Source organism: Mesobacillus boroniphilus JCM 21738 (assembly GCF_000517385.1).
GTDB lineage: Bacteria > Bacillota > Bacilli > Bacillales > Cytobacillaceae > Mesobacillus > Mesobacillus boroniphilus.
In genome coordinates this window covers 1-26836 of record NZ_BAUW01000053.1, presented here as the reverse complement: position 1 = coordinate 26836, position 26836 = coordinate 1, and the positions used below count along the sequence as shown (strand labels likewise).

The 26836-nt window shown below is 46.7% G+C and carries 22 protein-coding genes and 8 pseudogenes; 1 reads left to right on the top strand and 29 read right to left on the bottom strand.

What is annotated here, in order from left to right:
* Positions 1 to 321 precede the first annotated feature (321 nt).
* The 14 genes and pseudogenes from JCM21738_RS14230 to atpD all read right to left on the bottom strand — a co-directional run bounded on the left by JCM21738_RS14230 (position 322) and on the right by atpD (position 13556).
* Positions 322 to 1136 (bottom strand): annotated as a pseudogene (locus tag JCM21738_RS14230) (NADH-quinone oxidoreductase subunit N).
* Between the two features lie 89 nt (positions 1137 to 1225).
* On the bottom strand, positions 1226 to 1774 hold the full coding sequence (locus JCM21738_RS26780) for an NADH-quinone oxidoreductase subunit N (protein WP_256360201.1): 549 nt from the start codon (positions 1772 to 1774) through the stop codon (positions 1226 to 1228).
* Between the two features lie 71 nt (positions 1775 to 1845).
* A pseudogene (locus JCM21738_RS14225) lies at positions 1846 to 3365 on the bottom strand (NADH-quinone oxidoreductase subunit M).
* Positions 3365 to 5225 (bottom strand): annotated as a pseudogene (gene nuoL / locus JCM21738_RS14220) (NADH-quinone oxidoreductase subunit L). The pseudogenes JCM21738_RS14225 and nuoL overlap by 1 nt, the downstream one beginning before the upstream one ends.
* 145 nt (positions 5226 to 5370) lie before the next feature.
* On the bottom strand, positions 5371 to 5685 hold the full coding sequence (gene nuoK, locus JCM21738_RS14215; RefSeq protein ID WP_023613593.1) for an NADH-quinone oxidoreductase subunit NuoK: 315 nt from the start codon (positions 5683 to 5685) through the stop codon (positions 5371 to 5373).
* The gene (locus tag JCM21738_RS14210) at positions 5682 to 6206 is read right to left on the bottom strand and encodes an NADH-quinone oxidoreductase subunit J (RefSeq protein ID WP_023613592.1); all 525 of its coding nucleotides are present in this window, start codon (positions 6204 to 6206) and stop codon (positions 5682 to 5684) included. Before JCM21738_RS14210 ends, nuoK begins: the two co-directional genes overlap by 4 nt.
* Entirely contained in the window at positions 6203 to 6622 is a 420-nt protein-coding gene (gene nuoI / locus JCM21738_RS14205) for an NADH-quinone oxidoreductase subunit NuoI (RefSeq protein ID WP_023613591.1), read from the bottom strand. The genes JCM21738_RS14210 and nuoI overlap by 4 nt, the downstream gene beginning before the upstream one ends.
* A gap of 43 nt (positions 6623 to 6665) precedes the next feature.
* A pseudogene (nuoH, locus tag JCM21738_RS14200) lies at positions 6666 to 7672 on the bottom strand (NADH-quinone oxidoreductase subunit NuoH).
* Positions 7672 to 8771, bottom strand: a pseudogene (locus JCM21738_RS14195) (NADH-quinone oxidoreductase subunit D). Before JCM21738_RS14195 ends, nuoH begins: the two co-directional pseudogenes overlap by 1 nt.
* 3 nt (positions 8772 to 8774) lie before the next feature.
* Positions 8775 to 10049, bottom strand: coding sequence for an NADH-quinone oxidoreductase subunit C (locus JCM21738_RS14190; protein WP_023613588.1), 1275 nt, complete (start codon positions 10047 to 10049; stop codon positions 8775 to 8777).
* A gap of 3 nt (positions 10050 to 10052) precedes the next feature.
* Entirely contained in the window at positions 10053 to 10565 is a 513-nt protein-coding gene (locus tag JCM21738_RS14185) for a NuoB/complex I 20 kDa subunit family protein (protein WP_023613587.1), read from the bottom strand.
* On the bottom strand, positions 10556 to 10933 hold the full coding sequence (locus tag JCM21738_RS14180) for an NADH-quinone oxidoreductase subunit A (RefSeq protein WP_023613586.1): 378 nt from the start codon (positions 10931 to 10933) through the stop codon (positions 10556 to 10558). The genes JCM21738_RS14185 and JCM21738_RS14180 overlap by 10 nt, the downstream gene beginning before the upstream one ends.
* 782 nt (positions 10934 to 11715) lie before the next feature.
* The gene (locus JCM21738_RS14175) at positions 11716 to 12123 is read right to left on the bottom strand and encodes a F0F1 ATP synthase subunit epsilon (RefSeq protein ID WP_023613585.1); all 408 of its coding nucleotides are present in this window, start codon (positions 12121 to 12123) and stop codon (positions 11716 to 11718) included.
* A gap of 22 nt (positions 12124 to 12145) precedes the next feature.
* Positions 12146 to 13556, bottom strand: a pseudogene (gene atpD, locus JCM21738_RS14170) (F0F1 ATP synthase subunit beta).
* Positions 13557 to 13613: 57 nt separating this feature from the next.
* Between atpD and JCM21738_RS24445 the strand changes: the two are divergent.
* Positions 13614 to 13754 (top strand): hypothetical protein, encoded by a 141-nt coding sequence (locus tag JCM21738_RS24445; protein WP_156315524.1) that lies wholly within the window; start codon positions 13614 to 13616, stop codon positions 13752 to 13754.
* 8 nt (positions 13755 to 13762) lie between these two features.
* On the opposite strand, the gene JCM21738_RS14165 is transcribed toward JCM21738_RS24445, so the two are convergent.
* The 15 genes and pseudogenes from JCM21738_RS14165 to rpiB form a co-directional block, all read right to left on the bottom strand.
* Positions 13763 to 14623 (bottom strand): F0F1 ATP synthase subunit gamma, encoded by an 861-nt coding sequence (locus JCM21738_RS14165; RefSeq protein WP_023613583.1) that lies wholly within the window; start codon positions 14621 to 14623, stop codon positions 13763 to 13765.
* 103 nt (positions 14624 to 14726) lie between these two features.
* Positions 14727 to 16234, bottom strand: a pseudogene (atpA, locus tag JCM21738_RS14160) (F0F1 ATP synthase subunit alpha).
* Between the two features lie 24 nt (positions 16235 to 16258).
* Positions 16259 to 16794: pseudogene (locus JCM21738_RS14155) on the bottom strand (F0F1 ATP synthase subunit delta).
* Positions 16791 to 17309, bottom strand: coding sequence for a F0F1 ATP synthase subunit B (locus JCM21738_RS14150; protein WP_031307658.1), 519 nt, complete (start codon positions 17307 to 17309; stop codon positions 16791 to 16793). Before JCM21738_RS14150 ends, JCM21738_RS14155 begins: the two are co-directional and overlap by 4 nt.
* A 244-nt stretch (positions 17310 to 17553) precedes the next feature.
* A complete protein-coding gene (atpE, locus tag JCM21738_RS14145) occupies positions 17554 to 17766 on the bottom strand; it encodes a F0F1 ATP synthase subunit C (RefSeq protein ID WP_023613579.1) in 213 nt (70 codons plus the stop codon).
* A gap of 72 nt (positions 17767 to 17838) precedes the next feature.
* The gene (atpB, locus tag JCM21738_RS14140; RefSeq protein WP_023613578.1) at positions 17839 to 18549 is read right to left on the bottom strand and encodes a F0F1 ATP synthase subunit A; all 711 of its coding nucleotides are present in this window, start codon (positions 18547 to 18549) and stop codon (positions 17839 to 17841) included.
* A 23-nt stretch (positions 18550 to 18572) separates the two neighbouring features.
* Positions 18573 to 18944, bottom strand: a complete 372-nt coding sequence (locus tag JCM21738_RS14135; RefSeq protein WP_023613577.1) for an ATP synthase subunit I — start codon at positions 18942 to 18944, stop codon at positions 18573 to 18575.
* 6 nt (positions 18945 to 18950) lie between these two features.
* Positions 18951 to 19172, bottom strand: coding sequence for an AtpZ/AtpI family protein (locus tag JCM21738_RS14130; protein WP_031307657.1), 222 nt, complete (start codon positions 19170 to 19172; stop codon positions 18951 to 18953).
* A 434-nt stretch (positions 19173 to 19606) separates the two neighbouring features.
* A complete protein-coding gene (locus JCM21738_RS24440; RefSeq protein ID WP_156315523.1) occupies positions 19607 to 20557 on the bottom strand; it encodes a S8 family serine peptidase in 951 nt (316 codons plus the stop codon).
* Positions 20542 to 21720 carry a S8 family serine peptidase gene (locus JCM21738_RS24435; RefSeq protein WP_159101431.1) on the bottom strand — a complete coding sequence of 393 codons (1179 nt, stop codon included), beginning with the start codon at positions 21718 to 21720 and terminating at the stop codon, positions 20542 to 20544. Before JCM21738_RS24435 ends, JCM21738_RS24440 begins: the two co-directional genes overlap by 16 nt.
* A gap of 326 nt (positions 21721 to 22046) precedes the next feature.
* Positions 22047 to 23168: a non-hydrolyzing UDP-N-acetylglucosamine 2-epimerase gene (gene wecB, locus JCM21738_RS14120; RefSeq protein ID WP_439646004.1), complete on the bottom strand. Its 1122-nt coding sequence runs from the start codon at positions 23166 to 23168 to the stop codon at positions 22047 to 22049.
* A 33-nt stretch (positions 23169 to 23201) separates the two neighbouring features.
* Positions 23202 to 23831, bottom strand: coding sequence for a uracil phosphoribosyltransferase (gene upp / locus JCM21738_RS14115; protein WP_023613573.1), 630 nt, complete (start codon positions 23829 to 23831; stop codon positions 23202 to 23204).
* A gap of 179 nt (positions 23832 to 24010) precedes the next feature.
* The gene (glyA, locus tag JCM21738_RS14110; RefSeq protein WP_023613572.1) at positions 24011 to 25252 is read right to left on the bottom strand and encodes a serine hydroxymethyltransferase; all 1242 of its coding nucleotides are present in this window, start codon (positions 25250 to 25252) and stop codon (positions 24011 to 24013) included.
* A gap of 147 nt (positions 25253 to 25399) precedes the next feature.
* Positions 25400 to 25972, bottom strand: a complete 573-nt coding sequence (locus tag JCM21738_RS14105) for a TIGR01440 family protein (protein ID WP_031307656.1) — start codon at positions 25970 to 25972, stop codon at positions 25400 to 25402.
* 71 nt (positions 25973 to 26043) lie between these two features.
* Positions 26044 to 26484, bottom strand: a complete 441-nt coding sequence (gene rpiB / locus JCM21738_RS14100; protein ID WP_023613570.1) for a ribose 5-phosphate isomerase B — start codon at positions 26482 to 26484, stop codon at positions 26044 to 26046.
* Positions 26485 to 26836 lie beyond the last annotated feature (352 nt).

Here is a 26836-nt window from a genome sequence, read left to right as displayed (position 1 = left end):
TGATAATTTCCTATTAACTAAGAAAAGCGCAAGCGCCTCGTTCAGCCCCGACCAGCGCTGGAGGGCCGACCAGTGAAGTCGTTCTTTGACTTCATTGGTCGGACCGAAGCGACTCGAGGGGCTAGGCGCTGGAGCTGGATTAAGAAAACCTGGATAGTTATACACATTGAAAATATTTTATAATTTCCTATTAAGTAAAAAACTGGCCTGCAATCTGCAGGCCAGCTGAATTTACCCCTTTGTTTCCATGCCCCAAAATCCATACATATTTCGTGTTTTCCTGAGCGAAGTTGTTGCTTGCTAATTAGCGAAGTAACAAGCTTATCTCATAAAATCAATGAACTGGTTGAAGTTACTATGCATGAAGTCGATTGCCAGGTTTGGCATGACTCCGAACAGGATCGTTCCGATTACTGTGATCAGGATGACGGCTGTTGTTCCTGCTGGCAGCTGGATTTTTTCGTCGCTTGCTGCCGGGCGGAAGAACATTTGCGTCATGATTCCGAAGTAGTAGAAATAGGATACGACTGTTGTCGCGATCATGATCGATACAAGGACGTAGTGTGCCTGGTCGACCATCAATGCGCCCATGAAGATGTTCAGCTTAGCGATGAAGCCTGCTGTACCCGGGATTCCTGCGAGTGACAGGATGATGATTCCCATTCCGACAGCCAATAAAGGCGAGCGGCGGTAAAGACCGGCAAAGTGCTGATATCTTCTGAGCCAGTTTTCATTGTGATTACCTGAATCACGGCGAATGCACCCAGATTCATTAGTAGGTAAGCCAGCATGTAGAACCAGATCGCATCGAATGTAACGAATGACATGGCAGTCAGAGCGACAAGGATGTAACCGGCATGTGCAATACTTGAGTAGGCAAACATGCGCTTGATGTTGCGCTGTCTTAAGGCGATGACGTTACCAATGATCATTGTTGCTCCCGCCAGGAATGCGATGTAATCCTGAACCGCGAACAGCAGCGGAATTGGTTGCGCATCTTCCTGAGCGACAGGAATGTATCCGAAAATGGATAACAGAATGCGAAGGATAATCACAAATCCAGCTGTTTTCGAGATGACGCTCAAGAACGCGGTCACTGGAGTTGGTGCTCCTTCATATACATCAGGCGCCCACATATGGAATGGAGCGGATGCCAGCTTGAATGACAGGCCGACAAAAATCATGAAGAATGCCAGTCCAAGAATGTAAATGTGCTGAGGGTCACTCAGCCTCCAAAGACTTGGGCGATTTCTCTTAAGTTTGTTGTACCGGCGATTCCGTATACATAGCTCATACCGAACAGTGTGATCGCGGAGGAAATTCCGCCGTTTATGACGTATTTCATTGCCGATTCATTCGATTTCAGGTTGCGCTTTCGCATACCTGCAAGGACGTAAGACGGTATGGACAGCAATTCAAGTCCGACGAATAAAGTGATCAAGTCGCCGCTTGATGCCATGAACATCGTACCAAGCAAGGCAGTGAGGAACAGGTAGTAGAATTCTCCCTTATATTCCTCAAGTCCATCATTCGTCCTGTAGTCGATCGCCAATAGCATGACAAGTGCCGCTCCAAGAAGGAGGATCAGCTTGAAGGCGATTGCGAACGAATCCAATCTGAATGTATCGTATAAAATTGATGTAGTATCGGTGCCAATCAGTGAAACAAGTGAAATCAGTGCCAGTACCACACCTGCAAAACCTGCCCAGCCAAGGATTTTCCGGTCGACTTTCTTAGGCATGAATAAATCAGCGACCGATAAAATTGCAATCATACCAAGATGATGAATTCCGGAGTCATCGTCCCCCAATCAAATGATAGAAGTGTATCTAGATCCATCCTTCATCACCCCCCTATTCCCATCATGATAGTCTCTAATGTTGCCTGAAGCGGTTCACTTAGAACAGCTGGATATACACCGATCAGAACGATCAAGCCGATAAGCACTAACACTGGTGCCCATTCAAATGAGCGGATGTCTGTTACTCCGACAAATTCACGTTCTGCATTGCCATATGTGATAGCAAGCACTGCACGCAGCAGGTAAACGGCTGTCATAATGATGCCGATTGTACCAACCGCCGCAAGGACTGGCATTTCTTCGAATAGTCCAAGGAATGCATGAATTCACTTACGAATCCTGACATGCCAGGCAATCCAAGCGATGCCATTGCGCCTGACAGCAGGAAGCCTGATGCAAGCGGCATTCCTTTTGCCATGCCTCCAAGGTTGGCAAGCGTTGTCGTGTGCGTGCGTTCATATAGCACTCCAACAAGGAAGAACAGTAATGCTGAAATCAAGCCGTGTGATACGACCTGGAAGATAGCACCCTGAATTCCTGCTTCATTTAATGCTCCAAGTCCGATTAAAACGATCCCCATATGGGAAATAGAAGAGTAAGCAAGGACCATCTTGAAATCTGTCTGGATGAAAGCAAGGAATGCTCCGTAAAGCAAGTTAATGACACCCAATACCGCAAGCAGCACTGCCAGTTCCGCGAATTGTTCAGGGAAAATCCCCATCCCGAAGCGGATCAAACCGAATGCACCGATCTTCAGCAGGATTCCTGAGTGGATCATGACGATTGATGGCGGTGCTTCAACGTGGACGCGCAGCATCCAGCTGTGCAGAGGGAAGATTGGCAGCTTGACACCGAATGCGACAAGCAATGCGATCAATAATCCCATCTTCAATGACTCAGAAACCGGCGCGAACAATGGCGCGTTTTCTGTGTTCATCATGACTGACAGCATTTCAATATTAGATGTGCCTGTTCTTGCAAATAAAACCATAATGACAATCAGCAAGATTGCCGATCCAAGTCCGTTATAAATCAAGAAGCTGTAAGCAGCCTTTTCTTTTTCATAATAGCCCCATTTTCCAATCAGGAAGAACATTGGGATCAAGGTAATTTCGAAGAAAAGGAAGAACAGGATCAAGTTTTCTGATGTGAATACTCCCAGCATCCCAATTTCGAGAAGCAAGAACAGCATGTAGTAGCCTTTCCATTCCCTTTTGATATGGAAAGACGCGATTGCCGCAAGCGTTGCGATCACTGCTGTGAGAACCACCATGATCAAACCGAATCCATCGATGCCAAGTTCATAGTTCACTGAGAACATGCCGGATTGCTCGGCACCCTGTCCGCCAAATTGGATCCAGCGTAATTTTTCCGAAAAATTAGCAAGGTCATTGCCGCCGCGATACGAAAAGTATGCGATCAGCGCAAGGATCAATGACGGCAGTGTTGCCAGTACGCCAAGCATTTTGATGCCTGATTCATTCGCCTTTGGCATGAATGCCAAGAGCAGGATTCCTAGTAAAGGGGAGAATACCAGCAAGGTAAGAAAATAGTTGAAATCCATTATAAATACCCCCCTGTCAACGCATAGATGACGATCAGGACTGCAAGGCCGACAAAGGCGATTGTGCCGTAAGTCTGTACCTGGCCGTTCTGGATTTTCGCACCTGTTTTACCAAGTCCCTGGACTGCTGCTGTTGTCAGCTTGACGAGTCCCTCAACAAGGAAGACCTCGATGAATCGCAGGAACAAGCTGATCGCTTTCGCTCCAAACACGATGCTCTGATTGTAAATTTCATCGATATAGTACTTATTTTTCACAATGCCATAAGCAAGTGGCGCTCTGCTAGATAGCCAATCGCGAGAAATCGACTTCTTGCTGTACATCATCCATGCAAGCAGGATGCCGAGCAAGGAAACAACTGTAGCGACAATCATGATCCAGCCAGGACCTTCGATATGCCCATGGCCAAGCGCTTCGTTTCCTTCAACGAGCCAGTCGCCTAGGAATGTGCCGAACCAAGGTGTGTTCACATAACCAGCTACAACAGCCAGTACAGCCAAAACGACCATAGGCATAGTCATGACAGATGGCGATTCATGGACATTCTTCATTTCGCTCCGTGCTTCACCAGTGAATACCATGAAGAACAGGCGGAACATGTAGAATGCTGTGAAGAACGCCGCAATCACTGCAAGCCAGAACAAAGGGTAATTGCCATCTGCCCATGCAGCAATCAAAATTTCATCTTTACTGAAAAAGCCTGAGAACAATGGGACACCACTGATAGCCAGTGTTCCGATCAGGAACAAAGGTCCAGTGAACGAAAGCCTCTTCCAAAGCCCGCCCATTTTTTCAATATCCTGAGTATGTACAGCATGGATGACGCTACCTGCTGCAAGGAATAACAACGCCTTAAAGAACGCGTGAGTCATCAAGTGGAATACTCCGGCAACATAGCCGGCAGATCCTAATGCAAGCATCATGTAGCCTAGCTGGCTGACAGTCGAGAATGCAAGAACACGCTTGATGTCAGTCTGGACAAGGCCGATCGTTGCCGCAAAAATCGCTGTGAAGGCACCGATGATCGCTACAGTCATCATAGCTGTCTCACTCGCATTGAATAGCGGGAACAACGATGCGACCAAGTAAACACCTGCCGCAACCATCGTCGCTGCGTGGATTAACGCAGAAACTGGCGTCGGACCTTCCATCGCGTCTGGAAGCATGTATGAAGCGGGAACTGACCTGATTTACCAACTGCACCGATGAAAATCAAAATTGCAGTCAGGGTAATCATCGTTCCGGAAACTGCGCCTTCTTCTACCGCCGCGAAAATTTCATCATACTCGAAGCTGCCAGTTTGCCAGAATAAAAGAATCATCCGATCAGCAGCCCGACATCCCCGATACGGGTCATGATGAAGGCTTTCTTTGCAGCCGCTTTGGCGCTTTCTTTGTAAAAATAGAATCCAATCAACAGGAATGAACCTACACCGACCAATTCCCAGAAAATATATGTCTGCAAAAGATTCGGCGAGATTACAAGACCAAGCATTGCAAAAGTAAATAGTCCTAGATAAGCATAGAAAACCGGGAAGCGCTCATCACCATGCATATACCCTTTTGAATAGGTATGCACAAGGAAGCTGACAAGAGACACGATCACCAGCATCAATGCGTTTAATTGATTTACTTCAAAGCCCGCAGTTAGTTCCAGATTCCCTATTGTCAGCCATACGGCTTCAGCTTTGAATGTAGACTCCGAAAAGCGCTCGATCAGCACAAGGATGGAGTATACAAGAGAGGCAAGCGTCGCAAGGATCCCAACGAATGCGCTCGCTTCTTTCAGCTTTTTACCGAACAGCAGCAGGAATAGAAAGGATACAAGCGGGAACAGCGGAATGAGCCAAGCATTCTCCATTAATATCACAATCCCCTTTTTTGAACGTGCGCTATCTATCATATATACGCCCGTCAGATTGAGGCCCGTCTTTCACGGGGCAGTCCAGCTACAAGAAATCTTCTGATTTCAGCGGCAAATGCCGCCTATGAAAAATCCATCAATCCTAATTTTTCAACTGATTCATTTCATCAATATTGACCGTTCTGCGGTTGCGGTAAAGCGAAATCAGAATCGCAAGTCCTACCGCTACTTCAGCTGCTGCTACCGCGATGGAGAACAGCGCGAAAACCTGGCCAGTGATCGAAGGATTCACTCCGTATTTACTGAAGGTTACCAGATTGATATTGACCGCATTTAGCATCAATTCAATGGAAATCAATACAATAACTGTGTTCTTTTTTGTCAGGGCACCATAAAGGCCGATGCAAAAAAGAATAAGTGCAAGAGCTAGATAGGCTGAAACCGGAACAGAACTCATTCCTGATCACCCTCCTTTTCGTCATCCTTGCGCGCCAGTACGATTGCGCCGACGAGCGCAGCCAGCAGGATCACGGATGTCAGTTCAAACGGGATAATGTAATGCGAGAACAGCGATACCCCGATTTGTTCTGTATTGTTTTCATGCAGTGTATTTGGTACTGCTTCGAAATTCAAATCGTAAATTCCGAAATATACAGCTGCGCCAAAGCCGATTACGCCGAGCAGCAACGCAAGCTTGCGCAGCATACCGCCTTTTGGTTCAGCATCCTCACCATGGTGGCGGGTAAGCATGATTCCAAACAGCATCATGATCGTGATGGCGCCGGAATAGATCATTACTTGGATGATCGCCAGGAATTCAGCGGACAAGAGCACATAAATACCTGCAATACTGACGAAAGTAAAGACGAGCGCTACGACCATGTGGATGACCTTCGTTAGGTTCAATAAAAGCACGCCGCCGATTACCGCCACTAAAGCAAGTGACATAAACGCAAAGAATTCGCCTGTTAACGTCATGCTTTATTCACCTTCCGTATATTCTCATCATTTTCGTCAAGCCATTCCAGGTTCTTGAATAAATCATCCCGGCTGTATTCAGCAAGCTCAAAGTTGTTCGTCATGATGATCGCTTCAGTCGGGCAAACTTCTGTGCACAGGTCACAGAGGATGCATAGTTCGAAATTGATATCATACGTATCGATGATTTTGCCTTTTTTTGTTGGATCAGGATGCTTTTTACCAGTCAAGTTAATGCAATCTGTCGGGCAAATATTGGCACACTGGTTGCAGACGATGCATTTTTCAGGATAAAACTTCTGGATCCCGCGGAATCTGTCAGGAAGCGGAATCGGTTCGTTTGGATAATCGTAAGTCAGCTTTTCGCGAGTCAATTGTTTAAGGGTATAAGCTAATCCTTTAGTCCATCCTAGCACGTAATTCACCCCTTTAATGCAGGAAGCAATGCTGCTTCCGTTCCTATTTTAGAAAAAATTCTTTAATCAAAGCAGTTAGGAAGATGTTTGCCAGCGCTACCGGCAGAAGCACTTTCCATGCGAACTCCATCAATTGGTCAGCGCGGATACGCGGGAACGTAGCACGGAACCAGATGAGGATGTAGACCACTAAGCTGAACTTGAGCGCGAACCAAACAGCTCCTGGAATGAACCGAGGAACGGCAGCGGCAGCCAGCCTCCAAGGAATAATACAGTGATCAACGCAGACATTGCGAACATATACACATATTCAGCAAGCATGAACATCGCCCAGCGGAAGCCAGAGTACTCTGTGTGGAAACCGGCAACAAGCTCGTTTTCCGCTTCAGCAAGGTCGAATGGAACCCTGTTCAATTCGGCAGTAGCAGCGATGAAGAACACGATGAACGCGATTGGCTGCCATAAGATGAACCAGCCATTATCACCTTGTGCTGCAACAATCTCATTAAGATTGAGACTGCCTGTCAACAGGACGATTCCAATAACACTCATGACAAGCGGGATTTCATAGGAAATCATCTGTGCAGCGGCACGCATGCCGCCAAGCAATGAGTACTTGTTGTTGGATGCCCAGCCTGCCATCAGCATGCCGACGATCGTCAGCCCTGAAATGGCGATGTAATAAAGAAATCCGACATTCAAGTCAGCAAATTGCAGTTTGTCAGTCAAAGGAATTGTCGCCATTACCATGAAGGACGGCGCGAACGCGATGACTGGTGCGATAATGAACAGCGGCTTATCAGCTGCCTTCGGAATTAAGTCTTCTTTTACAAGAAGCTTTACGACGTCGGCTACGGATTGCAAGAGTCCCCATTTACCGCCGACATGGGATGGACCATAACGGCCCTGCATAAAACCAAGCACTTTCCTCTCTGCCAGAATCGCCATTGTTACAAATCCAAGGATTACGAACAGCAGGACGACAGCCAGGACGAAGAAAATACTGAAATTCATGAGGCCTGCGCTTGATTCGAGTAGATCCTGAACCATTATCCGTCTACCTCCCCAAGAACGATATCAACCGCTCCTAAAATTGCAATCAGATTTGAGATGCTTTCACCTTCGAGCAGTTTAGGAAGGATTTGCAGATTGTAGAAGCTCGGTCTTCTGAACTTGAGACGGTACGGCTCTTTTTTTCCATCGCTGGATATGTAGCATCCGATCTCACCTCGGGAGCCTTCGATCCGGACAAATGCTTCCCCTTTTGGAGCCTTGATGATTTTTGGAACCTTGGCTATGATTTCCCCGTCTTTCGGGAATTGCTGCACAGCCTGTTCAATGATTTTTAGAGATTCTTCAATTTCACCCATCCTTACATAGTAACGGGCAAGCACATCTCCTTCTTCGCGAGTGACAATGTCGAAGTCAAAGCGGTCATAAATTGAATATGGCTCATCTTTGCGCAAATCCCATTTCACGCCTGTAGAGCGCAGGTTCGGGCCGCTCAATGAGTAATTGATTGCGTCTTCCTTTGTATACGTACCAATGTTCTTTGTACGGTTAAGGAAGATTTCGTTTCCTGATACTAATTGGTGGTAGCCTTTCAGCTGGCCTCTCAGGTAAGGGACAAACTCTGCCACCTTTTCAATCCAGCCTCCGGAGCATCCCACTTTACGCCGCCTACACGCATGTAGTTGAAAGTCAGACGAGCACCAGACAGTTCATTCAGCAGGTTCAGGATCATCTCGCGGTCACGGAATGCGTACAGCAATGGGCTTGTCGCACCGAAGTCGAGGATGAATGTCCCCCACCACAGCAAGTGGCTGGCAACCCTGTTCAATTCCATCGCCAAAATCCTTAGATACTCGGCGCGTTCAGGAACCTGTAAGCCCATCATCGTTTCGACTGCATGGACGATTACATAGTTATTCGTCATCGCCGATACGTAGTCCATCCGGTCAGTATATGGAATAATCTGTGTATATTGCAGATCTTCAGCAAGCTTTTCAGTCCCGCGGTGCAAATAACCGATCACCGGCTTTGCTTCAACGATAATTTCACCATCAATTTTCAGAACGAGGCGGAATACACCGTGTGTACTAGGGTGCTGCGGGCCCACGTTCAAGAGCATTTCTTCTGTGCGTATCACGGGCTACACCTCCACATCATACGGTTCATAGTCTTTTCTTAACGGGTGGCCGACCCAGTCTTCACCAAGCATGATGCGATGGAGGTTTGGATGGCCTTCGAATTTGATGCCAAGCAAGTCATACGTTTCACACTCTGGCCAATCAGCTCCTGCCCATAGTGGCTGGACGGACTGAGTAACAGGCTGATCGCGGTCGAGCTTGACCTTTAACGCCACGGACTGCCTGTTTCTATATGAGTACAAGTGAACATACACTTCCATATGTGTCTGGAAATCCGTGCCGTGAAGCTCTGATAGGTAATCGAAGCCTAATAGTTCGTTGTACTTCAGGAATTCAGCCAGGCGATAATATGATTCTTTCTTCGCGACAAGCGTTGGGACATCTTTTGAAAGAGGGTTAATATAGAACTCTTCCAAAATATCATCACCAAGGTTGTCTGTAATCGCTTTTACATATTTATCTAAGTAAGGCTGGTTTGGAGACGGTTCTTTCTCTTCAACAGGCTCTTCTGCTCCTGCTTTTACGCCAGCTGCCGATTTTGCTTTCGCTGCTGCGGCTGCTTTTGCCTTCGCTGCGGCAATCGCTTTCGCTTTTTCATCATCAGCAGATCCTCCGCCGGCTGCGGCTTTGGCTTTGGCTTTCGCTGCTGCCTTTGCTTTCGCTACGGCTGCGGCTTTCTTTTTTGCCAGGTCATCGTCGTCGCCTGCAGGAACATCTGCTTCCCCGCCAGCTTCTGCCTGTGCTTTTCTTTTTGCTGCCGCTGCTGCCTTTGCTTTCGCTACCGCTGCGGCTTTCTTTTTCGCAAGCTCGTCGTCGTCGCCCGCTGGAGCGTCAGTGACTGCTGGAGTTTCCGCTTTAGCATCTTCCTCCACCTGGCCTGTTGCTTTCATTTTTGCAAGAGCGGCTGCTTTTGCTTTTGCTGCTGCGGCTTTTTTCTTGGCTAATTCAGCATCTTGACCTTCTACCGGAGTCGATACTTCTTCTTTGGCTTCCCACGCTTCATCTGACTGAGCGTTCGCTTTCATTTTTGCCAATGCAGCTGCCTTTGCCTTCGCTGCTGCTGCGGCTTTCTTTTTAGCGAGTTCAGCATCGTCACCAGCTGGAGTCTCTGCTTTCGCGTCTGTTTCTTTCACTTCAGGTTCTGCGACTTTGTCGGCAACCTCTTTCGGGTCATTTCCTTCCACTGCTTGTTTAGCTGCCTGACGCTGCTTCGCAAGCTCTTTTGCTTTTTGGGCTGCTTCTCTTTTTATCTGCTCTAAATCCTTTTCACCGCTCATCGGTTAGATCACCTTCTTCCCGGTTTTCGCCTCATAACGGATTTTCTCTTTCAATTTATTAATCCCGTAAATCAATGCTGCTGGATTCGGCGGGCAACCCGGTATGTAAACATCGACAGGCACAATCTGATCGACACCTTTTACAACTGAGTATGATTTTACATATGGGCCGCCTGCTGTCGCGCATGAACCCATCGCGATTACCCACTTTGGTTCTGCCAGCTGGTCGTACAGCCTGCGGACAGTCGGAGCCATTTTCTTCGTTACGGTACCTGAAACAATCATGACATCAGACTGACGAGGTGAGTTCCGGTAAAATGTCCCGAAACGGTCCAGGTCATAGTGAGCCGAACTGGATGCCATCATTTCAATCGCGCAGCACGCAAGACCGAAAGTCATTGGCCACATCGAGTTGCTCCGGGCCCAGCCTTTTACCTGTTCAAGAGTCGTCACAAATACGTTCCTTTGGAGTTCTGCCACTTCTTCAGGTGAGAAATCATCCAACTTTAAATCCATTTTAGCACCTTCTTTTTCCATGCGTAGATGAGTCCGATTAGAAGCATTACGACGAAAATCAGCATCTCAATCAATGCGAAGATCCCCAACTTCTCATAGGCGACAGCCCATGGATACAAAAACGCTGTTTCTACATCAAAAATAACAAACATAAGAGCAAAAACATAATAACGGACATTAAACTGGACCCGCGCATCGCTGAACGGTTCCATCCCGCTCTCGTAGGTGGTATATTTCCGCTCGTCCTGCTTGTATTTCGGCCTAAGAAGCTTAGCCGCAAACAAGGCTACGATTGGAAGCAATACCCCGAGACATAGGAACACAAAGACTATCAAATAGTTATTTTGATATAAATTCAACTGCTCCATGTCCATCCCTCCAGTGTTGTAAAATTTCCTTATTTTTTTATCTTGTAACCGATAACAATTATACCATTGTTGCAATAGTGTGTCGACAAGCCTTTGAACAATCTGGCAACCTTCTTCCAAGCCATTCTGATAGAAAAATAGTATCTTTATTTAATCCGGGAATAGTCGTCCCCTTCCAAACTTAGTTATCCGGAAGGCAAATTATTCGCATTGTTTTCTCCAGGCTTTTTTGTTGCTATGGCAGCGTTGTGTTTTGGAGTGTGCAGCCTCCTTGTTTCGGAAATGTGCAGCAACTGAATTAAGACACTCGGTTACATTCTATATTAAATACAATTTGGATTAAGTTGTCAGTGACGTTTGTCAACATTGTTAAGTTCTGTGACAGCGTTGATTTATGGCGGACTTTTGAATTTTTTGATTGGGAGGATTTTAGAGGGTGATTTTTTGTTGATTGATTGATGATTTGATCTGTAAACGTGGTTTTGTATCGATAAAGCAGTGTAAATTAGAGTCCGAACAAGATTTATCAGCATAATTTCCAGGCTAAACTTTGATAACACAATGTTTTATAGCGAAAATGACGTTTTTATAGCGAAAAATTAATTTTTATAGCGACTTTTCTATTTTTATAGCGAAATTTTAGTTTTTATAGCGAAATTTCTATTTTTATAGCGAAACGGAATCTTCCCCTAGATTTGTAAACTATCTGGAAGCTGCAAATACGCCGCGGCTCACTCTCCATAATAAAACACCCCCCCGGCAGCGCCGGAGGGTGTTGATCATTATATTCTGCGTTCTGCAACTGAAATACGGTTGATCGCACGCTGCAGGGCAAGTTCTGCACGCTTGAAGTCGATGTTCTCCTGCTTTCTTTCATGCAGGCGCTGCTCAGCGCGTTCTTTTGCTTTTAGTGCACGTTCAAGATCGATTTCAGATGATTTTTCTGCAGATTGAGCAAGGATGGTTACCTGCTCGGGACGGACCTCGAGAAAGCCGCCGCTGACTGCAATGAACTCGGTATTGCTGCCATTTTTCAAACGGACAGCGCCAATTTGTAGCGGTGCAACCATAGGAATGTGGCCTGGCAAGATTCCAAGCTCGCCTGTGCTCGCTTTTGTGCTTACCATTTCAACATCTGATTCGTACACCGGCCCATCGGGAGTAACAACACTGACTTTAATCGTCTTCATTTTTTACCCTCCTGGTCCGTTATTAGACCTCTACACCCATACGTTTTGCATTCTCGATAACTTCTTCGATTCGGCCGACTAGGCGGAATGCATCTTCTGGAAGGTGGTCATATTTGCCGTCAAGGATTTCAGCGAATCCTTTGACTGTTTCTTTAACTGGCACGTAAGAACCTTTCTGTCCTGTGAACTGTTCGGCTACGTGGAAGTTTTGTGACAGGTAGAACTGGATGCGGCGAGCGCGGTGTACAGTAAGCTTATCTTCGTCAGAAAGCTCATCCATACCAAGAATCGCGATGATATCCTGAAGTTCTCTGTAACGCTGCAATGTTTGCTGTACGCGGCGAGCTACTGAATAGTGTTCTTCGCCAACGATTTCAGGTGTCAATGCACGTGAAGTCGAAGCAAGTGGATCCACCGCAGTAGATACCCATTTCAGAAAGCTTACGCTCAAGGTTCGTTGTTGCATCCAAGTGAGCGAAAGTTGTAGCCGGAGCCGGGTCAGTGTAGTCATCGGCTGGTACATAGATCGCCTGGATGGAAGTAACAGAACCTACGTTAGTAGAAGTGATACGTTCCTGCAATTTACCCATTTCAGTTGCAAGAGTCGGCTGGTAACCTACCGCTGATGGCATACGGCCAAGTAGCGCGGAAACCTCAGAACCTGCTTGCGTGAAACGGAAGATGTTATCCATGAAGAAAAGAACGTCTTGTCCCTGCTCATCACGGAAATATTCAGCCATTGTCAAACCAGTCAGGGCAACACGCATACGTGCTCCTGGCGGCTCGTTCATCTGTCCGAATACCATCGCTGTTTGCTTGATAACGCCAGAGTCAGTCATTTCGTGGTAAAGGTCGTTACCTTCACGTGTACGCTCACCAACACCTGCGAATACGGAGATACCGCTGTGCTCTTGAGCAATGTTGTTGATCAATTCCTGGATTAATACGGTTTTACCTACACCGGCACCACCGAACAATCCGATCTTACCACCCTTGATATATGGAGCAAGAAGGTCAACAACCTTAATTCCTGTTTCAAGGATTTCAACCTCAGTTGAAAGCTGTTCGAATGTTGGAGCTTCCCTGTGGATTGAATCGCGGCGTGAATCAGCAGCGATTGGAGCCTCAAGGTCGATTGACTCACCCAATACGTTGAATACACGTCCTAGTGTTACGTCCCCAACCGGAACGGAGATTGGAGCACCTGTATCTAATACTTCCACGCCACGCTTAAGGCCGTCTGTGGAAGACATCGCGATTGTACGGACTGTGTCATCGCCTAAGTGAAGGGCTACTTCAAGAGTTAGTTCGATGGTCACATCCGCATCGCTGGTTACAATTTTCAAAGCGTTATAGATCTCTGGAAGATTGCCGCTTTCAAACTTAATGTCAACAACCGGACCCATAACCTGGAGAACGCGTCCTTTGTTCATCTTGTTCCCTCCTATCGTACTAGTTGAAATATATACATCATGATGGGATGCGGCTTCATGCCACATCCCCATTTGTCATTTAAAAAGCGCAAGCGCCTTGTCCAGCCCCGACAAGCGCTGGAGGGCCGGCCGGTGAAGTCGCTCTTTGACTTCATTGGACGGACCGAAGCGACTCGAGGGGCTAGGCGCTGGAGCTAGACACTAATCTATTCGAGTGCTGCAGCTCCACCGACGATTTCGGTGATTTCCTGGGTAATAGCAGCCTGACGCGCGCGGTTGTAGCTCAAGCTGAGGGAATTGATCAGCTCTTTCGCATTGTCCGTTGCGTTTCTCATGGCTGTCATACGAGCAGCGTGTTCACTTGCTTTGCTATCAAGCAGTGCTCCGTAAATCAAGCTTTCTGCGTATTGCGGCAAGAGAACTTCCAGGATCTCCTCAGCGTTCGGCTCAAATTCATAAGAAGTAAGCTTTGTTGATGCTCCGCCAATATCCGTTAACGGAAGCAGCTTCTTATCAGTTACTTCTTGAGCGATCGCGCTGACGTAATGACTGTAGTAAATATATAATTCATCAAATGTTCCGTCCGAGAACATGCCAACTGTGTTGCTGGCGATGTCCTGGATTTCCGCGAAGGACGGCTGGTCTGCAATGCCGACGATGTCAAGGACAACGTTCATGCCACGGCTTTGGAAAAAGTCACGGCCGACACGGCCGATCGCGATGATCGCAAACTCATCATTTGATTTATGGCGTTGCTGGATTGTCTGATACAGCTGGCGCAGGACGTTACTGTTGTAAGCACCTGCAAGTCCGCGGTCAGATGTAATCACTAGATATCCCGTCTTCTTGACTGGACGGCTGTTCAGCATTGGGTGGTTGGAATCCTTGCTGCCCATTGCGATTGAGGCAGTCACTTCCTGGATTTTTTCCATGTAAGGAACGAATGCTTTCGCGTTCATGACTCCACGGTTCCATTTAGCTGCGGATACCATCTCCATTGCCTTGGTAATCTGGCTCGTCTTTTTTGTCGAAGTAATACGGTTTTTTATATCGCGTAAAGATGCCATTTCGGTTCTCACCACCCTTTTACAAAAGAATTGTTAGTCCAAGTGTAAGCAGGAGCCAGAACCTTTTTTAAATAAGGGAGCTGGCGCTGCTACTTTTTCATGATTACTCAGATACTGCGAACGTCTTTTTGAAAGCGTTGATTGCAGCAGTCATATCGTCGTCAGAAGGAAGGTCCTTCGTGGCACGGATATGATCTAACACCTCTGTATGGTTGTGGTCTAACCATGAAAGGAACTCACCTTCGAAGCGGCGGATATCCTGCAATGGGATATCGTCAAGGAAGCCGCGAGTCAGTGCATATAGGCTCGCTACTTGCTTTTCAACAGCAAGCGGCTTGTTAAGATCTTGTTTAAGTACCTCTACCGTACGGGCACCGCGGTTAAGTTTTGCCTGAGTTGCTTTATCAAGGTCAGAACCAAACTGAGCGAATGCTTCCAATTCACGGTATGAAGCAAGGTCAAGACGCAGTGTACCAGATACCTTCTTCATCGCTTTGATTTGAGCGGATCCACCTACACGGGATACAGAAAGACCTGCGTTGATCGCTGGACGTACGCCAGAGAAGAATAGGTCAGACTGCAAGAAGATCTGTCCGTCTGTGATTGAAATAACGTTCGTTGGAATGTAAGCAGAAACGTCGCCTGCCTGCGTTTCAATGAACGGAAGTGCTGTGATTGAACCAGCGCCTTTAGCGTCGCTCAACTTAGCTGCACGCTCTAGCAAGCGTGAGTGCAAGTAGAATACATCCCCTGGGTAAGCTTCACGGCCTGGAGGACGGCGAAGCAGCAAGGAAAGTTCACGGTATGCTGCCGCTTGTTTTGAAAGGTCATCATATACGACAAGCACGTGCTTGCCATTGTACATGAATTCTTCACCCATTGTTACACCAGCGTAAGGAGCAAGGTATAAGAGTGGTGCCGGCTGGGATGCAGATGCTGTAACAACGATAGAGTAATCCAGCGCGCCGTGCTTACGGAGAATTTCAACCGCGTTACGTACAGTTGATTCCTTCTGTCCGATTGCAACGTAGATACAGATCATGTCCTGGCCTTTTTGGTTAAGGATTGTATCGATCGCTACAGATGTTTTACCAGTCTGGCGGTCACCGATGATCAATTCACGCTGTCCGCGGCCGATTGGAACAAGAGCGTCAATCGCCTTGATACCAGTCTGCAACGCTCATGAACGGATTTACGATCCATAACGCCTGGTGCAGCATACTCGATTGGACGAGTTTTTGTTGTATTGATTGGACCCATGCCATCGACTGGCTGTCCAAGCGGGTTTACCACGCGGCCGATAAGCTGTTCCCCTACAGGAACCTCCATGATGCGGCCCGTACGGCGTACCTCGTCGCCTTCGCGGATGTCCGTGAAAGGTCCAAGAATGATGATACCGACGTTATTTTCTTCCAGGTTTTGTGCCATACCCATAACGCCGTTTGAAAATTCAACAAGTTCTCCAGCCATGACATTGTCGAGGCCATGAGCACGGGCGATACCGTCACCAACACTGATAACTGTACCCACATCACTCACTTGAATTTCCGACTGATAATTTTCGATTTGCGATTTTATCAGCGCACTGATTTCTTCAGCTTTGATGCTCATGAGTTTCACCCCTATCTACGAATCTTAGCCTAGCAATTTACGTTCTAAGCGGTCTAGCTTGCCGCGCAAGCTGCCGTCAAAAATGCGGTTTCCAATGCGAAGCTTTACGCCTCCAAGCAAATTGGAATCTACAATGTTTTCAATATGAAGTGACTGTTTGCCAACCTGCGGCGCGAACGAAGCTGAAAGTGCTTCAGCCTGTTCAGCGAGAGCGGCTGGACACTATAGACTTTTGCTTCAGCCACGCCTTTTGCATCATTTGCAAGGGCGATGAACTGGTCAGCAACGTCTGCGATCTGGTCTGAGCGATGACGGTCAACCAAAATCATCAGAGTATTAAGGACATATGTGCTTACTGAACCGAAAGCTGTCTTTAAAACCTCTTTCTTCTTCTCGTTCGGAAGCTTCGGAGACTTTAAAAAAGCAGTCAATTCCGGATTGTTCACAACAACTTCTTTTACTGTGCGAAGCTCTTCCTCAACCTGCGGGAGAGCCTGCTTTTCAGAAGCGAGTTGAAAAAGTGCCAGGGCATAGCGTTTTGCTACTGTCGAGTTGCTCATCGGGCATTACCCGCCTCTTGAATGTATTCATTGATGAGCTTTTCCTGGTCAGCCGCAGAGATTTCCTTCTCGATTACTTTAGAAGCAATCAAGACAGATAGTGAAGCCACTTGTTCGCGGATAGCCGCAACAGCCTGCTCCTTCTGCTGTTCAATTTCAAGCTTCGCAGATTCTTTGATTCTGTCAGATTCAGTGCGTGCAAGTGCAATGATTTCATCACGCTGTACATCGCCCTGCTTCTTTGCGTTTTCAATTAGGCCCTGTGCTTCTGTGCGTGCCTGCTTAAGCATGTCACGCTGTTCTTCAAAAAGTTTCTGTGCTTCAGCACGGCTTTTTTCAGCCGCTCCGATTTCGCCAGCAATATGCTCTTCACGTTCCTTCATGATGCCCATCAATGGACCCCAAGCGAACTTCTTAAGCAATGCTAACAAAACAAGGAACATAACAAGCTGGAACAAGATATCGCCTGTGTTAAGGCCGGCTGCCGCTCCCAATACAAAATTCATTGTTAACACCCTCGATTCACTCCCTTCAAGAGTTGTACCATGATTAAAAAGGTCCAACATGCGTCATCTGGCTAAAAGCCGACGCATAAGCTGCCCGTTACTAATCCCGGGCTTGCCCGATTTTATTTCAAACGACTGCTTGCATTCAAATTCAGGTCGACCTATGCCGGAATAAACCGGCACAAAGTCTACATAGTAGAATGGCGAAGGTTCGCGCGGAATGATCTTCGCCATCTTAAATTCTTATAAGGAATTAACCGCCGATAACCATGAACGCGATAACTACAGCGATGATAGGAATCGCTTCAACCAATGCAACCCCGATGAACATTGTAGTTTGAAGCATACCGCGAGCTTCTGGCTGACGAGCGATACCTTCTACTGTACGTGATACGATCAAACCGTTACCAATACCTGCACCAAGTGCTGCCAAACCGATTGCGATTGCTGCTGCTAAAAGACCCATTATAAAGTTCCTCCTTTAATGTATGAAAAAAATGTTTTTTAAAGTTTTGTCCATTAAATGAACAGGTATATATTAATGGTCATGGCTCACTTTATGGGAGAGATAAACCATCGTTAACATTGTGAAGATAAATGCCTGGATTGCTCCGACGAATACGGAGAAACCTTGCCATACAAGCATTGGAAGTGCTGCGGCCAAGTGCCCGCCTACCCCGGTTGCGAGGCTGGCTGCAAGCAGACCCAACAGGATCTCACCTGCGTAAATGTTACCGTAAAGACGAAGACCAAGAGTGAGCGTGTTCGCGAACTCTTCAATGATCTTGATCGGGAACATGAACCAAAATGGCTTAAAGAATTCTTTGCCGTATTCGGCAGTCCCTTTAAGCTTGACGCCATAATAATGGGAAAGTCCAACTACCATGACTGCGAGAGTCAGTGTGATGACCGGATCAGCTGTTGGTGATTTCCACCATAGGACGTTGTCGTACACGATCGCGAAAGGCAGTCCCAGCATGTTTGAAATAAACACATACATCAGCAATGTGATCCCGAGGACGTGGAATCTTCCCCCATCTTTCCAGTCCATCGTACTGTTGATGATTCCTTTGACGAAATCCATAACCCATTCCATGAAGTTCTGGATCCCGGTCGGTTTCATCGCCAGTTTACGAGTGGAAAGAACTGCAATGATGAATACAAGAGCGCTCGCTATTGTGATCATCAGCAAATTTGTTAAGTTAAAAGTAAGCCCAAATAAATCTAATAATGGAGCTTCATGATGCATCAGTAATTCACCTCTCTTCCCCGCTATTTACGTGATTGAAAAGACTGGACAAAAAAATCTATCATAATGACAATGTAAGCTGTCATTAATCCCAAAACCGTAAATACAAGGTCAATGCGATCGGGGTATTCCATCGCAACGATCACAGCAAGCGCTCCGGTCGCCAGCCTCGACATCGAGCCGAGCGAGCGCACCTTCTTCCCCTGTACAACCGAATCACCGAAGTTGTTCATTTTCCTCGCAAGCAGCCATAAATTAAAAAGGCTCAGGCTTGTACCAAAGATCAACCCGGCAAAAACAGATTGATAGCTTGTAAAGCCGTACCCGAGTACGTATAAAGACAACAAGGTGAATATGTATTTGCGCTGGCGAATAAACAAGTCCTGAATTTCCATAGATGGCTAGTCTCCCGAAAAGAAGTGTTGGACAAGGCGGAGCATGGCATAAACACCTGCCGCCAATCCGATCAGCAATCCGAATATTAAGAAAAGTGGCTCTGTACCAAGACTTTGGTCCAGCCATCTTCCGGAAAAAATGCCAATTAAAATGGAGCCTACCAATTGAGATAGTATAGCGGACATGAGTGCCATCGCTTGAAAAGGGTGGCGGTTGTTTCGGCGCATAAAAAACGTATCCTCACTTTTGAGAATGGGAGCTTCAGGGGGTGAAAAATCATTTTCCGAAAAAACAATATTTTCACAAAAAAGCTTGCATATCAACATTGAAAACCTTATCATTTTATGCCCTTTGTAAGCATACAATAGGCTATTGTCGATGTCAATCCATAGCAGTTAAAAAATTCACAAAGTTTTCACTCAAATATATACCAGCAATCCTATGTTAGTATTATATTATAAAAGCTTATTTTTGCGTGCATTTTCTCAGTGTTCTTTCATTATAGCCGATTTTGAGGTGTGACAGAGATACTGGGAGAACTCAAATAGTTTAATGAGAATAATATAGAACCGAAAAGAATTACCTTTGTCCGACCCTTTCATTATTTATAATCCACTGTTTCAATCGTGCTCTCCGTCCCATGTATTTTTACCTATAAAAATCATGCGTCTATCGTGCTTTCTCGCCCTTTTTTCTTTGCGAATACCTTGGCAAGGTAAAGTCCTTCCTCCGGCAATTTTTCCAGAGGTATTTCCTTTCCTACCATCCCATTTTCCAGCTTTCTTCCCCAATCAAGAAATCCGACGAAGCGGTATTGATCCGGGTCGAAAAGGGCGATGCCAAATTCTTCTGCTCCTCCCGGCAAATAGACTTCATAGCGATAAGCCTTGCCGTTATCTGCCGGCGCGAAGTCGAAGCCCATCACCCGCGGGTAATCCGGTTCTTCAAGAACATACAAGTATGGAATCCTTATCTTGTTTTTTCCATCATCCATAACGAGGCTGCCGTCATGGATTTTATCTTTTAACAAATCCGGAGTGGCTTTCATCGCAAGCTCCACGTTTTTTGCTTCATTCGGTTTCAGCGCAAAGCTCATCGGAAGCTCCCATTCAATTCCGTGTTCTTTTTTTGGAATTGAAAATGAATAGGTTTTAGTGACTTTGCCCGTATTTTTGACGGTAAGCTTGGAGCTGTGGCGATGCATGTTATCTGCCAGCTGGAATTTACCGAATTGCAGCGACCCTGGAATGACCAGGCTTTCCGTTTTGATCGCTGCCTCAAGCCTAATTCTTCCTGCTCCCTGCTCGAATGTCCGGTATCTCTTGCCGTCACGGTCGCTAATATTTTTGGCGGTGTTCATGATTGCCGCCTTGATTTCAGCCGGGCTCCAGTCAGGATGAGCCTGCTTGATCAGCGCTGCCGCTCCTGCAATATGGGGGGCTGCCATGCTCGTTCCCTGTAGCGGGAGGTAGCCTCCGGGAATTGTACTGTTAATCGCCACGCCGGGTGCGACAATATCCGGCTTGATTTCCCATGTGACCGTCACCGGACCGCGGGAACTGAAGTCAGCAAGAAGATCTTTTTCTTCTATTAAAATCATGCGGATAAGCATCGGATTTTTATCGAGCTGTTTTTTAGCATCAATCCTGCTTCTTCGCTGATTGCTGCAACTGGAATCGGCAGGCTCTCTTCCAGATTCCCAAAGAATGTTCCCTTCGTGTTGTTATAGATGATCACACCGATTGCGCCCGCTTCAAATGCATTCTTCGCTTTTTCGGTAAAAGTAAGCTTACCCCTTTCGACCAACACAAGCTTATCCCTTACACCCTTCATTTCTTCTTTCGTTCCCAGTCCTGCAAAAACTAGGTTCTCGCTCTGGGTAATGTTCCAGTTGTCTGATCCTTGTAAAAGTTCCAGTCGTATTTCTTTAGACAGTCCCGGGGCGTTCAGGTACGGCACTTGCATTGGCGGTGTCGAGGCCCCTACCGAGATGGCCTTTGAAGCTGTGCCTGGTGAACCTACCGTCCACCGGTTCGGACCCGAATTCCCAGATGAAGTGACCGCAACGATTCCTGCGTCGACCGCCTTATTTAACGCCAGGCTGATAGGAAGGTCCGGTCCATTGACATCATTTCCGAGCGAAAGATTCAGGATATCCACCTTATCCTTTATCGCTTCATCAATAGCAGCAATCACCTGCTCTGTCGTTCCTCTCCCGCCTGGTCCCAGCGCCCGGTAGGCAACTATTTTCGCTTCTGGAGCCATACCCCACATTCTTCCGTTCGCTGCGATCACGCCTGCTACATGTGTTCCGTGCAAAGTGCTCCTAAAACCGGCACCCTTCGTTTCCATCGGGTCATCATCCCCATCAACCAGGTCATGTCCCCCTGCAAAATTCCTCCGCAGGTCAGGATGATCATAATCTATTCCCGTATCGATTACTCCGATCGTCACACCCTTTCCCGTTAGACGGTTGCCTTTTTCATCAAGAAGCCCCCGGACCGTGTCTGTTCCAATCAATTCAAAATTATCGATAAAGCTTTCGCTTGATTTGTATCGGGTTGGCAGATGGGCCGGACTCTCCACCTTGTATGTGTTTACTTCAGATAAAAGTTGGATGTCATTAGACTTTTCAAGCTGTTGAAGCTCGGAGACAGGTCCCTTAACGGAATATCCATTGACCGCATGCTTGAAGATGCGGCGGAGCTTTGTGTTTTTCAGGTTTTTAAGCTGATTTTTGATTTGCTGTTCTTCAACCGGCTGCTCCGTCAGCACGATAGCAACTTTTTCAGTCTGGGGTTCTTCTTGAGGAATCGGCGGGATTTGCAGTTTTTGAGGTTCGAATGCAGTGAGGATTGCAATTGATAGGACAATTAAGAAAAAATTACGCTTTTCATGAAAATAGCCCCTCCCTTTTTAACATAGCGTTTCTTTTTAGGGAGTATTGTATTCAGATTACATTTATTCCGCGAAATCATGCCTTAATTCCGCGAACTAGAATAATCTAAATCCAAAGACGAATAAACCTGATAGTACTTTCGATTTTGTATCCTTGCAAAGAAAAACACCCCTTTTTTAAAAAAGAGGTGTCTAAAAGGTTCTTACTCATATTGTTCAGGACGATTTTCTGTGCGTTTGAAGTAATAGCGGATTGCTTCACAAATTCGTTCTGATGCGAGGCCATCGCCATATGGATTCGACGCTTTGGCCATTTTTTCATATGCTTCACTGTCTGTCAGCAATTCTGTTGCCATTTCGTAAATAGGCTGCTCTTCGTTTCCTGCGAGTTTCAGGGTTCCTGCTTCGATGCCTTCAGGACGCTCTGTTGTGTCGCGCAGAACGAGTACAGGCACACCTAGTGACGGCGCTTCTTCCTGCACGCCGCCTGAATCAGTCAGGATGAGATGCGCGCGCGATGCGAAGTTATGGAAATCAATGACGTCAAGTGGCTCGATCAGATGGATACGCGGGTCATTCCCCAATACTTCATCCGCCAATTCACGGACAACAGGGTTTAAGTGAACAGGATAAACAACTTGAACATCACGCTGTTCATCAACGATTCTTTTAATGGCACGGAACATATTGCGCATTGGCTCACCAAGATTTTCACGGCGGTGTGCTGTCATCAGGATCAAGCGGTCATTGCCAAGCTTATCGAGAACTTCATGCTGATACGTTTCCTTCACCGTCGTCTTCAAGGCATCAATTGCCGTGTTACCAGTTACGAAGATATTTTCTTCAGATTTATTCTCCTGCAGCAAATTAGCCGCAGACTTAGAAGTTGGTGCAAAATGAAGATCAGCCATGACTCCTGTCAGCTGACGGTTCATTTCCTCAGGGAATGGAGAATATTTATTCCACGTCCTCAAGCCTGCCTCGACATGGCCGACAATGATCTGGTTATAGTACGCAGCAAGGCTTGCCACAAACGTAGTTGTCGTATCTCCATGCACAAGTACGATATCCGGCTTGACTTCCTTCATTACTTTGTCCAGGCCTTCCAAACCTCTAGTCGTTACATCGATCAACGTCTGGCGATCCTTCATGATGTTAAGGTCATGGTCCGGCGTGATTTTAAAAATATTCAACACCTGGTCCAGCATTTGGCGGTGCTGGGCGGTTACCGTTACGATTGATTCAAAGTGTTCTGGGTGTTTCTGTAATTCGAGGACAAGCGGAGCCATTTTAATTGCTTCCGGACGTGTCCCAAAAATGGTCATAACTTTAATAGGCTGGTTCAACTCAAACACTCCTTATTTAGTCCCGAATAAACGATCTCCTGCGTCTCCTAGTCCAGGTACGATGTATCCGTGGTCATTCAGCTTTTCATCGAGTGCAGCGATGTAAATATCAACATCTGGGTGTGCTTCTTTTACCGTTTCTACCCCTTCTGGAGCTGCAATCAAACACATGAACTTGATATGCTTTGCGCCGCGTTTTTTAAGAGAGTTGATCGCTTCGACCGCTGATCCGCCTGTCGCAAGCATTGGGTCAACGACGATAAAATCGCGCTCTTCGACGTCGCTTGGAAGTTTTACATAGTATTCGACCGGCATTAGTGTTTCTGGGTCGCGGTAAAGTCCGATATGGCCGACTTTCGCTGCTGGGATCAATTTCAGAATGCCATCAACCATTCCGATGCCTGCGCGAAGAATCGGGATGATACCAAGCTTTTTGCCTGAAAGAACTTTCGATTTTGTCTTTTCGACTGGTGTTTCAATTTCGATATCCTGAAGCGGCATGTCACGCGTAATTTCAAACGCCATCAGCGTTGCGACCTCATCTACAAGCTCGCGGAATTCCTTCGTGCCTGTACTTTTATCGCGAATATAAGTAAGTTTATGCTGGATCAATGGATGGTCAAATACGTATACTTTTGCCATGTGTATCGCTCCTTTTAAAGGTAAATGAGTTGTGAACACCTGTCTGTTATATGTAAGATTTGTTGAATCACACTTCGTATAATTTTACAGAAAAACCTCTTTACAAGCAACCGCTTATGTCTGAATGATTTTCCCCTGAAAAAGCGGCCCTCATTCATGAAGGCCGCCGGGTAAAAATCTTATCTCTCAGGATATAGTTCGAACTTGCTTGTCAAATCTTCGACGCGTTTGCTTGCTTCTTCCAGCTTCGCCTCGTCTTCGTGATTTTTCAATGTGATGGCAATGATTGAAGCGATTTCGTCCATTTCTTCATGACCGAAGCCTCGGCTTGTGACCGCAGCTGTACCGATACGGATTCCGCTTGTTACAAATGGGCTTTCCGGATCAAATGGAATCGTGTTTTTATTAACGGTGATGCCGATATCATCAAGAACTTTTTCCGCTACTTTCCCAGTCAGGCCAAGAGAGCGCAGGTCAACCAATAGCAAGTGGTTGTCTGTTCCGCCGGATACAAGGTCGATGCCTTCCTTATTCAAACCTTCTGCAAGGCGGTTGGCATTTGAAATGATATTTTGCGCGTATTCTTTAAAAGAATCCTGGAGCGCTTCGCCGAACGCTACTGCTTTCGCAGCAATTACGTGCATAAGCGGGCCGCCCTGGATCCCAGGGAAGATCGATTTATCGATTTTCTTCGCGAATTCTTCTTTGCAGAGGATCATTCCGCCGCGCGGGCCGCGAAGTGTTTTATGAGTAGTTGTTGTAACAAAGTCAGCATATGGCACTGGATTCTGGTGGAGGCCAGCTGCGACAAGACCAGCGATATGAGCCATATCGACCATCAGGTAAGCGCCCACTTCATCAGCGATTTCACGGAAACGCTTGAAGTCGATCGCTCTCGGGTAAGCACTTGCACCGGCAACGATCAGCTTCGGCTTGTGCTCGCGAGCTTTTTCAAGAACGACATCATAGTTGATAACATGAGTATCTTCATCGACACCATACTCAACGAAATTATACTGGACGCCGCTGAAGTTAACCGGGCTTCCGTGCGTCAAGTGCCCGCCGTGAGAAAGATTCATCCCAAGCACAGTGTCTCCTTGCTCAAGAATCGTGAAATATACTGCCATATTAGCCTGCGCGCCTGAGTGCGGCTGGACATTTACATGCTCAGCGCCGAAGATTTCCTTCGCGCGGTCACGGGCAATGTTTTCAGCTACATCGACGTATTCGCATCCGCCATAATAGCGGCGGCCAGGATATCCTTCTGCATACTTATTCGTAAGTACAGACCCCTGTGCCTCCATTACCGCTTCACTGACAAAGTTCTCTGATGCGATCAATTCAATTTTCGTGCGCTGACGCTTCAATTCATCCTGCATTGCAGCGTAAACTTTGCTGTCCTGCTGTGACAAGTGCTTCACTTAAGTTCCCCCTCTTATATGTATTGCGCTGTTCCGTTATTAGAAAATTCATTCTTATTTTAGCTGATATTATAATGAAAGAAAAGGAAGAAGGTAAAAGAGGATCTGAATATCAGACCCGCTTTTCCTTCCGCAGCCTTTCCCCTGTCAGCAAGACTCGTTTTCCTTTGTCTGCTCGTAAACCGCCCTGGCGCCGCCAATCAGCTTCGGCCTCGTCTTTGCTAGCGTCACATGTGCATGGCCAATGCTTTTTTGCTTCACTCTTACTGGCACAGCGACATGCTTCATTTGCATGCCGATCAGCGTATCACCAATATCAATACCCGCTTCAGCCTTGATGAATTCGACGACCACGGCATCCTCAAGGTTTTTGTATGCGTAAGCTGCCATCGCTCCGCCCGCATTCCTTACCGGAATTACGGTCACTTCATCCAACTGCTTCTGTTCGGCTGTTTCCCGCTCAACGACAATCGCCCGGTTCAAATGCTCGCAGCACTGGAACGCCAGCTGGACACCGATTTTACCCTGCAGTTCGCGGAGCTGCCTGAATACCATTTCCGCAACCTCATCTGTACCAGCTGTGCCAATCCGCTGCCCAATGATTTCACTCGTGCTGCAGCCGACAACCAGCACCTGGCCTTTTTTCAGCTGGACTTGATCATTAAATTCAGTAAGGATGGAGTTCAGTTCTGCTTCCCATTGTTCGATAGACAGTGTCAGCGCCTCCCTTTACATTGGTATTTGGTGTTCCTGAAGTTCTGGTTTTGCAAACAGGCTGGAAGTTCTCCAGCCTATTTATTTTCATAATCCTTTATTTTGCCGACGCGGTTTTCGTGGCGGCCGCCTTCGTATTCTTCTGAAAGCCATACAGCTGCGATTTCTCGAGCGAGTCCAGGTCCGATGACACGTTCGCCCATCGCGAGGACATTGCTGTCATTGTGCTGGCGTGTCGCCTTTGCGCTGAATACGTCATGCACAAGCGCGCAGCGGATTCCTTTTACTTTGTTTGCGGCAATGCTCATGCCGATCCCTGTTCCGCAAATCAGGATTCCTTTATCAAACTCTCCATTCGCCACTTTTTCAGCAACTGGAAGCGCATAGTCTGGATAGTCAACAGATGTACCGCATTCGCATCCGAAATCTTCGTACTGGATATTCATTTCGTCCATCAAACTCTTAATTTCTTCGCGGATATTCACTCCGCCATGGTCTGAAGCAATAGCAACTTTCATTGTAAAAATCCTCCTATGTTATCCCGGCTAGCGGGGCGATTAAATCTATCGTTATTTTCTCATATTCACTCGGATTTATAAAGAAAACGGGTCATAATTTGCCAACCTGAACGAAATTTCTAGCAAGGAATAAATTATTATGGCGAAAATAACTTTTTATAGCGACTTTTTATTTTTTATAGCGAAAAATAACTTTTTATAGCGAGTTTTACGTTTTTATAGCGAAATTCTCGTTTTTATAGCGACTTTTTCAATTTTATAGCGAATTGGAAATTTCGCTTGATTTTTTCCCGTTATAAGAAAAGCGCAAGCGCTTGGTCAGCCCCGACAAGCTTTGGAGGGCCGACCGGTG

Coding starts and splice junctions, on each gene's coding strand:
- JCM21738_RS26780 (WP_256360201.1), bottom strand. CDS start 1,774: ATGATTGCAATTTTATCGGTCGCTGATTTATTCATGCCTAAGAAAGTC.
- nuoK (WP_023613593.1), bottom strand. CDS start 5,685: ATGAGTTCTGTTCCGGTTTCAGCCTATCTAGCTCTTGCACTTATTCTT.
- JCM21738_RS14210 (WP_023613592.1), bottom strand. CDS start 6,206: ATGACGTTAACAGGCGAATTCTTTGCGTTTATGTCACTTGCTTTAGTG.
- JCM21738_RS14190 (WP_023613588.1), bottom strand. CDS start 10,049: ATGAGCGGTGAAAAGGATTTAGAGCAGATAAAAAGAGAAGCAGCCCAA.
- JCM21738_RS14185 (WP_023613587.1), bottom strand. CDS start 10,565: ATGGATTTAAAGTTGGATGATTTCTCACCTGAAGAAGTGGCAGAACTC.
- JCM21738_RS14180 (WP_023613586.1), bottom strand. CDS start 10,933: ATGGAGCAGTTGAATTTATATCAAAATAACTATTTGATAGTCTTTGTG.
- JCM21738_RS14175 (WP_023613585.1), bottom strand. CDS start 12,123: ATGAAGACGATTAAAGTCAGTGTTGTTACTCCCGATGGGCCGGTGTAC.
- JCM21738_RS24445 (WP_156315524.1), top strand. CDS start 13,614: ATGCCACATCCCCATTTGTCATTTAAAAAGCGCAAGCGCCTTGTCCAG.
- JCM21738_RS14165 (WP_023613583.1), bottom strand. CDS start 14,623: ATGGCATCTTTACGCGATATAAAAAACCGTATTACTTCGACAAAAAAG.
- atpE (WP_023613579.1), bottom strand. CDS start 17,766: ATGGGTCTTTTAGCAGCAGCAATCGCAATCGGTTTGGCAGCACTTGGT.
- atpB (WP_023613578.1), bottom strand. CDS start 18,549: ATGCATCATGAAGCTCCATTATTAGATTTATTTGGGCTTACTTTTAAC.
- JCM21738_RS14135 (WP_023613577.1), bottom strand. CDS start 18,944: ATGGAAATTCAGGACTTGTTTATTCGCCAGCGCAAATACATATTCACC.
- JCM21738_RS14130 (WP_031307657.1), bottom strand. CDS start 19,172: ATGCGCCGAAACAACCGCCACCCTTTTCAAGCGATGGCACTCATGTCC.
- JCM21738_RS24440 (WP_156315523.1), bottom strand. CDS start 20,557: ATGCTTATCCGCATGATTTTAATAGAAGAAAAAGATCTTCTTGCTGAC.
- wecB (WP_439646004.1), bottom strand. CDS start 23,168: ATGACCATTTTTGGGACACGTCCGGAAGCAATTAAAATGGCTCCGCTT.
- upp (WP_023613573.1), bottom strand. CDS start 23,831: ATGGCAAAAGTATACGTATTTGACCATCCATTGATCCAGCATAAACTT.
- rpiB (WP_023613570.1), bottom strand. CDS start 26,484: ATGAAAGTTGCTATTGCTTCAGACCATGGCGGAGTGAATATCCGCGAA.